This is a genomic window from Streptomyces violaceorubidus (genome assembly GCF_000717995.1).
In the GTDB taxonomy this organism is placed as follows: domain Bacteria; phylum Actinomycetota; class Actinomycetes; order Streptomycetales; family Streptomycetaceae; genus Streptomyces; species Streptomyces violaceorubidus.
This window is the reverse complement of sequence record NZ_JODM01000017.1, coordinates 124204-135801: the sequence shown is the minus strand read 5'-3', so window position 1 is coordinate 135801 and position 11598 is coordinate 124204. Positions and strand designations below refer to the sequence as shown.

The 11598-nt window shown below is 72.2% G+C and carries 8 protein-coding genes and 1 pseudogene; 3 read left to right on the top strand and 6 right to left on the bottom strand.

What is annotated here, in order from left to right; genetic code table 11:
* Positions 1 to 95: 95 nt before the first annotated feature.
* Positions 96 to 1334, top strand: a pseudogene (locus IE94_RS0120850) (alkaline phosphatase D family protein); the annotation flags it as partial.
* On the opposite strand, the gene IE94_RS0120845 reads toward IE94_RS0120850, so the two are convergent.
* On the bottom strand, positions 1319 to 1909 hold the full coding sequence (locus tag IE94_RS0120845) for a dienelactone hydrolase family protein (RefSeq protein WP_030186531.1): 591 nt from the start codon (positions 1907 to 1909) through the stop codon (positions 1319 to 1321). The pseudogene IE94_RS0120850 and the gene IE94_RS0120845 sit on opposite strands and share 16 nt — an antisense overlap.
* Positions 1910 to 2014: 105 nt before the next feature.
* Between IE94_RS0120845 and IE94_RS0120840 the strand changes: the two genes are divergently transcribed.
* Complete coding sequence (locus tag IE94_RS0120840; protein ID WP_030186529.1) at positions 2015 to 3163, top strand: mechanosensitive ion channel family protein; 1149 nt, start codon at positions 2015 to 2017, stop codon at positions 3161 to 3163.
* A gap of 19 nt (positions 3164 to 3182) precedes the next feature.
* Here the strand turns inward: IE94_RS0120840 and IE94_RS0120835 are convergent, their stop codons facing one another.
* From IE94_RS0120835 to IE94_RS0120815, 5 genes are all read right to left on the bottom strand, one after another.
* On the bottom strand, positions 3183 to 4769 hold the full coding sequence (locus tag IE94_RS0120835; RefSeq protein ID WP_030186527.1) for a Na+/H+ antiporter: 1587 nt from the start codon (positions 4767 to 4769) through the stop codon (positions 3183 to 3185).
* 102 nt (positions 4770 to 4871) lie between these two features.
* Positions 4872 to 5360 carry a GNAT family N-acetyltransferase gene (locus tag IE94_RS0120830; protein WP_030186526.1) on the bottom strand — a complete coding sequence of 163 codons (489 nt, stop codon included), beginning with the start codon at positions 5358 to 5360 and terminating at the stop codon, positions 4872 to 4874.
* The gene (locus IE94_RS0120825; RefSeq protein ID WP_030186524.1) at positions 5357 to 6301 is read right to left on the bottom strand and encodes an RluA family pseudouridine synthase; all 945 of its coding nucleotides are present in this window, start codon (positions 6299 to 6301) and stop codon (positions 5357 to 5359) included. Before IE94_RS0120825 ends, IE94_RS0120830 begins: the two co-directional genes overlap by 4 nt.
* Positions 6302 to 6361: 60 nt before the next feature.
* Positions 6362 to 6967, bottom strand: a complete 606-nt coding sequence (gene lspA, locus IE94_RS0120820) for a signal peptidase II (protein ID WP_030186521.1) — start codon at positions 6965 to 6967, stop codon at positions 6362 to 6364.
* A gap of 68 nt (positions 6968 to 7035) precedes the next feature.
* Positions 7036 to 7761: a TraR/DksA C4-type zinc finger protein gene (locus IE94_RS0120815; RefSeq protein ID WP_030186520.1), complete on the bottom strand. Its 726-nt coding sequence runs from the start codon at positions 7759 to 7761 to the stop codon at positions 7036 to 7038.
* Positions 7762 to 8310: 549 nt separating this feature from the next.
* Between IE94_RS0120815 and ileS the strand changes: the two genes are divergently transcribed.
* Positions 8311 to 11457 carry an isoleucine--tRNA ligase gene (gene ileS / locus IE94_RS0120810; protein WP_030186519.1) on the top strand — a complete coding sequence of 1049 codons (3147 nt, stop codon included), beginning with the start codon at positions 8311 to 8313 and terminating at the stop codon, positions 11455 to 11457.
* The last annotated feature ends 141 nt before the right edge of the window (positions 11458 to 11598 follow it).

Sequence of the window (11598 nt, the reverse complement as noted above, 5' to 3'; positions counted from 1 at the left end):
ACCGCACCAGCGTCCTGTTCGCCATGCTCCGCGACGGAACCTTCTACGAACCCCGAACCCCACAGCTCGCTTGACGAAAGACATAGAGGCACCCCCCCGTCGCCCGCACCCGCACCGCCCCCGCGCACGACGCCGCCGTCACCGGCCTGCGCTTCGGCGTGGTCTCCTGCGCCAACTGGGAGGCCGGGTACTTCTCCTCGTACCGCCATCTCGCCGCCCGCGGCGACCTGGACGCCTGGCTGCACCTGGGCGACTACATCTACGAGTACGGCACCGGCCAGTACGGCACCCGGGACACCGTCGTGCGCCCGCACGCCCCGGCCCACGAGATCCTCACCCTCGCCGACTACCGCGTCCGGCACGGCCGCTACAAGACCGACCCCGACCTCCAGGCGCTGCACGCCACGGCGCCGGTGGTGGCGATCTGGGACGACCACGAGATCGCCAACGACACCTGGTCGGGCGGCGCCGAGAACCACACCGAGGGCGCCGAGGGGACCTGGGCGCAGCGGCAGAGTGCCGCCAAGCGGGCCTACTTCGAGTGGATGCCGGTGCGCCCGGCGATCGCCGGCACCACCTACCGGCGGCTGCGCTTCGGCAAGCTCGTCGACCTCTCGCTGCTCGACCTGCGCTCCTTCCGCTCGCAGCAGGTGGCGCTCGGCGACGGCGAGGTAGACGACCCGGACCGCACCCTCACCGGCCGCGCGCAGCTCGACTGGCTCAAGGCGCAGCTCGCCTCCTCCGACGCCACCTGGAGGCTGGTCGGCAACCCGGTGATGATCTCGCCGTTCGCGATCGGCTCGCTCCCCGCCTCGCTGCTCGGCCCGCTCGCCGAACTGCTCGGGCTGCCGAAGGAGGGCATCGCCCTCAACACCGACCAGTGGGACGGCTACACCGACGACCGCCGCGAGCTGCTGGCCCACCTGCGCGCGCACCGGATCCGCAACACCGTCTTCCTGACCGGCGACATCCACATGGCGTGGGCCAACGACGTGCCGTACGACGCCGGGACCTACCCGCTGTCCGCCTCGGCGGCCACGGAGTTCGTCGTCACGTCGGTGACCTCCGACAACCTCGACGACATCGTGAAGGTCCCCGAGGGCACCGTCTCGGGGTTCGCGGCGCCGGTGATCCGGGCCGCGAACCGGCACGTGCACTGGGTCGACACCGACCGGCACGGCTACGGCGTGCTGGACGTCACCGCGGACCGGACGCAGATGGACTACTACGTCGTCTCCGACCGCACCGACGCGGGCGCCACGTCCGCCTGGGCCCGCTCCTACCGCACGCGCAGCGGCACGCAGCGCGTCGAGCGCGTCTACGCCCCGGCCTGAGCCTCCCGGAGGGACTCGAGGAAGCCGAGCGCCACCCGCCAGGTGGCCTCGGCCGCCTCGGCGTCGTAGTCGGGCAGGTCCGGGTCGGTGTAGAGGTGACCGGCCCCGGGATACCTGTGCACCTCGACGTCGGCGCCGATCCGGCCCATCTGGAGGTACCAGGCGCTGAGCCAGTCGTCCGTCTCGAAGGGGTCCGGCTCGGCCACGTGCAGCTGGACCGGCAGCTCGTCGACCGAGGCGTTGGGCGCGAGGTCCGAGGTGCCGTGCAGGAGCAGCAGCCCGCGCGCCCGGTGGTCGCCGAGGGCGAGGGTCTGGGCGATGGAGGCGCCGAGCGAGAACCCGGCGTACACCAGCCCCCGCTCCGAGTAGGGCGCGGCGGCCAGCACGGCCCGCTTCAGCAGCTCCTCCCGGCCGATCCCGTCCTGATGGGCCATGCCCTCCTCGACCGAATCGAAGGTGCGGCCCTCGAAGAGGTCCGGGGTCCACACCTGGTGCCCGGCGTCGCGCAGCCGGTCGGCGGCCTGCCGCACCGCGGGCCTCGGGCCGAGGGTCGAGTGAAAGAGCACGATGTTCATGGGGCCATGGTGCCAGCCGGGTGTGACAGGGCCGCGCACGGCCATACCCCGGACGGGACGTAGGTCACAGGTTCACGGCACCGTGCGGCCGGTTACGTTCGAGGGATGGAGACGATACTCCGCCCGCTGATCGTGGTCGGCGGCTCGGTTCTGCTGACCCTGGTCATCGGCTGGGCCACCGACCTGTTGCTGCGCAAGGCCGACGGACGCCACCCCGAGACACCGCTGTGGGGGCTGCTGCGGCGCGCCCGCGTGCCCTACCAGATCGCGCTCTGCGCGGGCCTGCTGAGAGGTTCGTACGTCGAGGCCGGGGTGTTCCCCGAGCACGCGACCGGGGTCGGCCGGACGCTGACGCTGGCCCTGATCGGCTCCACGGCCTGGCTGGTGGTCCGGATCGCCGCGGCCGTCGTCGAGACGTCCTACTCCCGTTACGCGCACGCCCACGCCGAGCGGGATCCGGCGCGGGTCCGGCGGGTGCGGACCCAGGTGTCGTTGATCATGCGGGTGGTCACCGCGATCGTCGGCGTGGTCGCCGTGTCGTCGATGCTGCTGACCTTCCCGGCGATGCGCGCCGCGGGCGCCTCGCTGCTGGCCTCGGCCGGCATCATCGGCATCGTCGCCGGTGTGGCGGCCCAGTCCACGCTGGGCAACCTGTTCGCCGGGTTCCAGATCGCCTTCGGCGACATGGTGCGCTTGGGCGACACAGTCGTGGTGGACGGCGAGTGGGGCACCGTCGAGGAGATCACGCTGACGTACCTGACGGTGCGCACCTGGGACGAGCGCCGGATCACCATGCCGGTGTCGTACTTCACCTCGAAGCCGTTCGAGAACTGGTCGCGCGGCACCCCGCAGATGACCGGGACCGTGTTCTGGCACCTCGACCACTCGGCGCCGCTCGACGCGATGCGGGAGCGGCTGCGCGATCTGCTGCGCGCGTGCCCGGCCTGGGACGGGCGCAGCTACAACCTGACGGTTACCGACAGCACCCCGACCACCATGGAGGTGCGGGCCCTGGTGACGGCGAAGGACGCGGACGACATCTGGACGGTGCGGGTCGCGGTCCGCGAGGGGATGATCCGCTGGCTGGCCGACGAGCACCCCTACGCGCTGCCGCGGGTCAACACGGCGGACGCGGCCCCGCGCCCGCCCCGCCCCGGCTTCCCGCACGCCCGCCGGTCCCCGGACGGGGAGACCCGCCGCCCCTCCGACGAGGGCGCCCGCCGCTTCCCGGGCCGCCCGACCAAGAGCCGGTGACCGCGCGGCGGCGCGCCCGTCAGCGCAGGCTGCGCACGTCCAGGTGACGCAGCACCCGGTCGACGATCTCCGGGTCGGCGCCGGGTTCGCTGCGGGCGGCCAGCACCTCGTGCCGGGCGGCGCTCAGCATCTCGCCCTGGATGCGCCGGACGCGCTTGATCCGCCGGGCCCGCTGCTCCTGCGCCTCCCGCCGTTCCTCGTCCCCGAGGTCGGGGCTGATGCGTATGCCGATGTCGAAGGCGCGCCGCAGCATCTGCTCGGACAGCTCCTCCGGCAGTTCCTCCACCGACTCGATCTCCTTGAGCCGCTGCTTGGCCGCCTTGGCCGCCCGCAGGGCCAGGCCCCGCTCGAACTCCTGCTCGCGCTCGGTGTCCGCCCGGACCCCGAGCCGTCCCACCAGCCAGGGCAGGGTCAGGCCCTGCAGCAGCAGCGTGCCCATGATCACCCCGAAGGCGATGAAGACGATCTCCTCCCGGTGCGGGAAGGGGGCCCCGTCGTCCGTCTCCAGGGGGATCGCCAGGGCGAGCGCGACCGAGGCCACGCCCCGCATCCCCGCCCACCACATGACCACCGTCTCCCGCCAGCTGGTCGGGATGTCCTCGTCCCGGTCGCGCCGGGCGTGCAGCCGCTGGGTCAGCCAGGTGGCCGGCAGCAGCCACAGCAGCCGGACCAGGACGACGACGACCAGGATCGCCGCCGACCAGCCGAGCAGCTCCGTCCACCGGCCGGAGGCGGTGCGGACGGCGTTGTGCAGTTCCAGTCCGATCAGCCCGAAGGCCACTCCGGTGACCAGCGTGTCGACCACGTCCCAGACGGTGTGCCCGCCGAGCCGGGTCATCACGTCGTCGGCGTCCGAGGCGTACTCGGCGAGGAACATGGCGGTGGTGAGCACGGCGAGCACCCCCGATCCGTGCAGTTCGTCGGCGGCGACGTAGCTCACGAACGGCACCAGCAGGGTCAGGCCGATCTGCAGCGTCGGGTCGCCCAGCACGTCCATGAGCTTGTTGGAGCCCCAGCCCAGGGCGAGTCCGACCGCGACGGCGACCACGGCGGACAGCACCAGGTCGAACCCGGCCCGCCACGGCGAGAAGGAGCCGCCCACCGCGGCGGCGATGGCCACGTGGTACAGGACGATGGCCGTCACGTCGTTGAAGAGCCCCTCGCCCTCCAGGATGGACACCAGGCGGCGCGGCAGCCCCAGTTGCCCGGCGACGGCGGTCGCGGCGACCGGGTCGGGCGGCGCCACCAGCGCGCCCAGCGCGAAGGCGGCGGCGAGCGGCAGCCCCGGCACGATGGCGTGGGCCACGGAGGCCACGCAGAGCATGGTGACGAAGACCAGCGCGACGGCCAGCAGGAAGATCGGGCGCTTGTTCGCCGCGAACTGCCGCCAGGAGGTGCGCCGCACGGCGGCGTACAGCAGCGGCGGCAGCAGCGCGGGCAGGATCAGTTCGGGCGGGATGTCGACGTTGGGGACGAAGTCGAGCAGGGCCAGGACGATCCCGAGAAGCGTCATCAGCACCGGCGCCGGCAGCCCGAGCCGCGCACCGATCGGGACGCTCAGCAGGGCCCCGAGCAACAGCATGAACAACAGGGCCAGCTGATCCACGGTCACCGCTCCGGTGGGTCTAGGGGCTGTGGTCTGGGCGTTCACCCGGCGAATCCCAAGCCTGCCACGCCACCGGCCCCATCGGCGCTTCCGCCGCCCCCGCTACAGGGAGCGCCGCATCGCGCGGTGGGGGATCCCGGCGTCGGGGAACTCGGGTCCGTACGCCTGGTACCCCAGTCGCTCGTAGAAACCCAGGGCGTGGGTCTGCGCGTGCAGGTCCACGGCGGTGAGTCCCCGCGCGCGTGCGGCGTCCTCGACGGCCCGCACCAGCGCGGCCCCGACGCCGAGACCGCGGGCCGTCGCGGTCACCGCGAGCCGGCCCAGGGAGCCGACGGCCGGATCGCCGTCGCCGTTCTTCGCGGCGGCGGCCGCCCCGTGCAGCAGCCTCCCGGTGCCGAGGGGTACACCGTCCGTCCGGACGGCCAGGACGTGCACCGCCTCGGCGTCGTAGGCGTCGTACTCGATGTCCTCGGGGACCTTCTGCTCGGCGACGAAGACCTCCTTGCGCACGGCGAAGCAGGCCTCGCGGTCGGCGGGGTCCTCGGCGACGCGCACCTCGTAGGCGGCCGGGGCCCGGCTCGGCCCGCTCATCCGTAGGTCTCCTCGCGGACCCGGTCCAGGGCCTGCTGCAGGTCCTCGGGGTAGTCGCTGGCGTACTCGACCCAGTCGCCGGTGCCCGGGTGCTCGAAGCCGAGCCGCACGGCGTGCAGCCACTGGCGGGTCAGCCGCAGCCGCTTGGCGAGGGTGGGGTCCGCGCCGTAGGTCAGGTCGCCGACGCAGGGGTGGCGGTGGGCGGCCATGTGGACGCGGATCTGGTGGGTGCGGCCGGTCTCCAGCTTCACGTCGAGCAGGGAGGCGGCGCGGAAGGCCTCGATGAGGTCGTAGTGCGTGACGGAGGGCTTGCCCTCGGCGGTGACGGCCCACTTGTAGTCGTGCTGCGGGTGGCGGCCGATGGGGGCGTCGATGGTGCCGCTGGTCGGGTCGGGGTGGCCCTGCACGAGCGTGTGGTAGCGCTTGTCGACCGTGCGCTCCTTGAACTGGCGCTTGAGCGAGGTGTAGGCGCGCTCCGACTTGGCCACCGCCATCAGACCGGAGGTGCCGACGTCGAGGCGGTGCACGATGCCCTGGCGCTCGGCGGCGCCGGAGGTGGAGATGCGGTACCCGGCGGCGGCCAGCCCGCCGATGACCGTCGGCCCGTTCCAGCCCGGGGAGGGGTGGGCGGCGACGCCGACGGGCTTGACGATCACGACCACGTCCTCGTCGTCGTGCACGATCTCCATGCCCTCGACGGGCTCGGCGACCACCTGCACGGGCGCGGGCGCCTGCGGCATCTCGACCTCCAGCCAGGCGCCGCCGTGGACCCGCTCGGACTTGCCGACCACCGATCCGTCGACCTGCACCTTGCCCGCCGCGGCGAGCTCCGCGGCCTTGGTACGGGAGAAGCCGAACATGCGGGAGATGGCGGCGTCGACGCGCTCGCCCTCCAGGCCGTCGGGCACGGGCAGGGTACGGATCTCGGGAATCGTGCTCACCCGTCGAGTATGCCGGACGGCCCGGACACTCCCGAACGCGAGCTCGGTCCCGCTGCCCGCTCAGTCCTTGTGGACGGTCCCGTCCGGGTCCAGGCCCCGGAAGGAGAGGATCACGATCAGGATGCCGCCGCAGACGATCGCCGAGTCGGCGAGGTTGAAGACGGCGAAGTGCTTGGGCGCGATGAAGTCCACGACCGCGCCCTCGAAGACGCCGGGGGCGCGGAAGATCCGGTCGGTGAGGTTGCCGAGGGCACCGCCGAGCAGCAGGCCGAGCGCGATCGCCCAGGGCAGGCTGTGCAGCTTGCGCGCGAGGCGGGCGATCACCACGATCACGGCCGCGGCGATCACCGTGAAGATGATCGTGAAGGCCTCGCCGAAGCCGAAGGCCGCGCCCGCGTTGCGGATGGCGGCGAACCGCAGCCAGTCGCCGATGATCTCGATCGGTTCGTGGTGCTCCAGCTTGGCGACCACCAGCATCTTGCTGCCCAGGTCGAGCAGGTACGCGCACAGGGCGACCGCGAACAGCACGGCGACCCGCCGCTTGCCCCGGGGGCGCTCAGGAGCCTGCTCCTGCTTCCGCTCCTGCTCGGCGTCGGGCCGCTCCTGCCCGTCCCCCGCCGCGTCCGGGGTGTCCGGAGTACCGATGATGCGCTCCGCCTCTGCCACGTGAGTCCCTCAGCCTAGGTCCTTGACTGAGCACGAGGGTACGGCACACTTCCCGTCCCGGCTGCGGCTCAGTACCGGCGCTCCTGCTTCTGCTTGCACTCGACGCACAGGGTGGCCCGCGGGAAGGCCTGCATCCGCGCCTTGCCGATCGGGTTGCCGCAGTTCTCGCACAGGCCGTAGGTGCCCGCGTCCAGGCGTTCCAGGGCGCGCTCGGTCTGGGTGAGCACCTCGCGCGCGGTGGCGGCCAGCGCCAGCTCGTGCTCGCGCGTGATGTTCTTGCTGCCGGTGTCCGCCTCGTCGTCGCCCGCGCCGTCGCCGGAGTCCCGCATCATGCCCTGCAGCGACCGCTCCGAGGCGTCGATCTCGGTGCGCAGCCGCTCGGCCTCGGACTGCAGCTCGCCGCGCGCCTCCTCGACCTCCTGCGGGGTCCAGGGTTCCTCGCCGGGGCGTACCGCGAGCTCACCGGGGTCCGCGGCGGTGCCGCGGGCCTTGGGGACAGCGGTCTTGGCCGCCGTGGCCGTGCCAGGAGTCTTCTTCGCAACCACCGTCGTGGCTCCCGTCTGCTCGGCGGCCTCGGCCGCGCCCACTTTCTTGGCCGTGCTCTTCGCCGTGCTCTTCTTCGCCGTGCTCTTCGCCGTGCTCTTCTTCGCGGCGGTCTTCGCCGCGGTCTTCTTCGCCCCGGCCTGCTGCGCCGGGCCCTTCCCCGGCGCCGCCTTCTTCGCGCCGTCCTGCTCCGCGGCGCCCTCCTCGGCGGCGCCCTGCTTCGCGGCCGTCGTCTTCTTCTTCGCCACCATGGCCGCGGCCCCTTCACATATTGTGATCTTGCGCGCGAATCGTGCTGGGACGATAAATCGACTCCGCCCTCGCGGCAACGGGGCACGCCGCCCGACTCGCCCGCCCACCGTGCGCCACGCGGCGAGCATGCATGCGTTGTGCCCAGCTCCCCGCCCGGTAATCCGCCCGAGGCGCCCCGGCCCGGCCGCCCGGGACCCGGCCACGGGGCGGCGGCATTCGGGTCACGGCAGAACCGGTCGGCCGCCGTCCGCGCGGCGCCGTACACTGGGCACAGCGAAAAGCGTGGATGGGGACGAGTAGCGGCGTCAGCAGCCCAGAGCGACCCGGGGACGGTGTGAGCCCGGGGGCCGGCGCGCCGTGAAGATCACCCCGGAGCCGCCGGAAGAAAGCCGTGGCAGGACAGCCGCGGCGAGTAGAGCCGGTTCGCGACCCCAATGAGGGGGCTCACCGGAGCACACGACGCCCCGGCGGGCCAAGGAGGGTGGTACCGCGGGAGCACGGCTCTCGTCCCTCCGACGGAAGGCAGCACGTCCGCCGGAGGAAGCTCGTTGAATACGCAGCCGCAGTACCGCCAGGTGCCCGCCCAGGTCGACCTGCCCGCGCTCGAACACGCGGTGCTCGACTTCTGGCGTGAGCAGAAGATCTTCGCCAAGAGCCTGGAGCAGTCCGAGGGCCGCCCCGAGTGGGTGTTCTACGAGGGCCCGCCCACCGCCAACGGCATGCCCGGCGCCCACCACATCGAGGCGCGTGTCTTCAAGGACGTCTTCCCCCGCTTCCGCACGATGCGCGGATACCACGTGGGCCGCAAGGCCGGCTGGGACTGCCACGGTCTGCCGGTGGAGCTGGCGGTGGAGAAGGAGCTGGGCTTCTCCGGCAAGCAGGACATCGAGGCGTACGGCATCGCCGAGTTCAACGCGAAGTGCCGCGAGTCGGTGACCCGCCACACCGACGCCTTCGAAGAGCTCACGACGCGCATGGGCTACTGGGCCGACCTCCAGGACCCGTACCGCACGATGGACCCGGAGTACATCGAGTCCGTCTGGTGGTCGCTGAAGGAGATCTTCAACAAGGGCCTGCTGGTCCAGGACCACCGCGTCGCCCCCTGGTGCCCCCGCTGCGGCACCGGCCTGTCCGACCACGAGCTGGCCCAGGGCTACGAGACGGTCGTCGACCCGTCCGTCTACGTCCGCTTCCCGCTGACCTCGGGCCCGCTGGCCGGCGAGGCCGCACTGGTCGTCTGGACGACGACCCCGTGGACCCTGGTCTCCAACACGGCGGTCGCCGCGCACCCGGACGTCACCTACGTCGTCGCCACGAACGGCGAGGAGCGGCTGGTCGTCGCCGAGCCGCTGGTGGACAAGGCCCTCGGCGAGGGCTGGCAGACCACCGGGCAGTCCTTCACCGGCGCCGAGATGGAGCGCTGGACGTACCGGCGCCCGTTCGAGCTGGTGGAGTTCCCGGAGCCCGCGCACTACGTGGTGAACGCGGACTACGTCACCACCGAGGACGGCACCGGCCTCGTCCACCAGTCCCCCGCCTTCGGTGAGGACGACCTCAAGGTCTGCCGCGCGTACGGCCTGCCGGTGGTCAACCCGGTCCGCCCGGACGGCACCTTCGAGGAGGACGTCCCGCTGGTCGGCGGCGTCTTCTTCAAGAAGGCCGACGAGAAGCTGACGGAGGACCTGCACACCCGGGGCCTGCTCTTCAAGCACATCCCGTACGAGCACAGCTACCCGCACTGCTGGCGCTGCCACACCGCGCTGCTCTACTACGCGCAGCCGTCCTGGTACATCCGCACCACCGCGATCAAGGACCGCCTCCTCCAGGAGAACGAGAGGACCAACTGGTTCCCGGAGGCGGTCAAGCACGGCCGGTACGGCGACTGGCTGAACAACAACATCGACTGGGCGCTCTCCCGCAACCGCTACTGGGGCACCCCGCTGCCGATCTGGCGCTGCGAGGAGGACCACCTCACGGTCGTCGGCTCCCGCGCGGAGCTGACCGAGCTGTCCGGCACCGACCAGTCGGCCCTGGACCCGCACCGCCCGTTCATCGACGACGTGACCTTCACCTGCACCCACGAGGGCTGCTCCCTCGAAGCGGTGCGCGTGCCGGAGGTCATCGACGCCTGGTACGACTCGGGTTCGATGCCGTTCGCGCAGTGGGGCTACCCGTACAAGAACAAGGAGCTGTTCGAGAGCCGCTACCCGGCGCAGTTCATCTCCGAGGCCATCGACCAGACCCGCGGCTGGTTCTACACGCTGATGGCGGTCGGCACCCTGGTCTTCGACAAGTCGTCCTACGAGAACGTGGTGTGCCTCGGCCACATCCTCGCCGAGGACGGCCGCAAGATGTCCAAGCACCTGGGCAACATCCTCCAGCCCATCCCGCTGATGGACCAGCACGGCGCCGACGCGGTCCGCTGGTTCATGGCGGCCGGCGGTTCGCCCTGGGCGGCCCGCCGGGTGGGCCACGGCACCATCCAGGAGGTCGTCCGCAAGACGCTCCTCACGTACTGGAACACGGTCGCCTTCCAGGCCCTGTACGCCCGTACCTCGGGCTGGGCGCCGAGCGCGGCGGACCCGGCCCCGGCCGACCGCCCGGTGCTGGACCGCTGGCTGCTGTCCGAACTGCACGCGCTCACCGACCAGGTGACGCAGGCGCTGGACTCCTACGACACCCAGCGGGCCGGCAAGCTGCTGTCCGCGTTCGTCGACGACCTGTCCAACTGGTACGTGCGCCGCTCCCGGCGCCGCTTCTGGCAGGGCGACAAGGCGGCGCTGCGCACGCTGCACGAGGTCGTCGAGACGGTCACCAGGCTGATGGCGCCGCTGACGCCGTTCATCACCGAGCGGGTCTGGCAGGACCTGGTCGTGCCGGTCACCCCGGGTGCCCCGGAGTCGGTCCACCTGTCCTCCTGGCCGGAGGCCGACCTGTCGGCGATCGACCCGGAGCTGTCGAAGCAGATGGTCCTGGTCCGCCGCCTGGTCGAGCTGGGCCGTGCCACGCGCGCGGAGTCGGGCGTCAAGACCCGGCAGCCGCTCAGCCGGGCGCTGATCGCCGTGGCGGGCTTCGACACCCTCTCCCCCGAGCTGCACACGCAGATCACCGACGAGCTGAACGTCGCGTCCCTCGCGTCGCTGAGCGAGGTCGGCGGCTCCCTGGTCGACACGACCGCGAAGGCCAACTTCCGGGCGCTGGGCAAGCGGTTCGGCAAGCGCGTCCAGGACGTGGCGAAGGCGGTCGCCGCCGCCGACGCCGCCGCGCTGTCCCTCGCGCTGCGCGAGGGCACGGCCTCGGTGGAGGTCGACGGCGAGACCGTCGCCCTCGCCCCCGACGAGGTGATCATCACCGAGACGCCGCGCGAGGGCTGGTCGGTCGCCTCCGACTCGGGCGCGACGGTGGCGCTCGACCTGGAGATCACGGAGGAGCTGCGCCGCGCGGGCCTCGCCCGGGACGCGATCCGCCTGATCCAGGAGGCCCGCAAGAACAGCGGCCTGGACGTCGCCGACCGCATCGCCCTGCGCTGGACGGCCACGGACCCGGCGACGATCGCCGCCCTGAGCGACCACTCCGGCCTGATCGCCGACGAGGTCCTGGCGACGGACTTCGCCCAGGGCGAGGCGGACGACACGTACGGCACCCCGTTCACGGACGAGGGCCTGTCTCTGGTCTTCCGCCTGCGCAAGCAGTAACCGAGGAAAAGTCCCGAGGGCCCGCATCCAGGGGATGTGGGCCCTCCGCGTAGCTGCGGGCAGTCGTGCCGCTGGGGCGGCACGGGTGGGCGATGGGGGTACCTCCCAGGCCGTTCAGGCACTGGGGGAGGCACCCCGCCG

What these genes read in the sequence shown, in the direction of transcription:
- IE94_RS0120815 (WP_030186520.1), bottom strand. Translation starts at nt 7,761, where the DNA reads ATGGTGGCGAAGAAGAAGACGACGGCCGCGAAGCAGGGCGCCGCCGAG.
- IE94_RS0120830 (WP_030186526.1), bottom strand. Translation starts at nt 5,360, where the DNA reads ATGAGCGGGCCGAGCCGGGCCCCGGCCGCCTACGAGGTGCGCGTCGCC.
- IE94_RS0120840 (WP_030186529.1), top strand. Translation starts at nt 2,015, where the DNA reads ATGGAGACGATACTCCGCCCGCTGATCGTGGTCGGCGGCTCGGTTCTG.
- IE94_RS0120845 (WP_030186531.1), bottom strand. Translation starts at nt 1,909, where the DNA reads ATGAACATCGTGCTCTTTCACTCGACCCTCGGCCCGAGGCCCGCGGTG.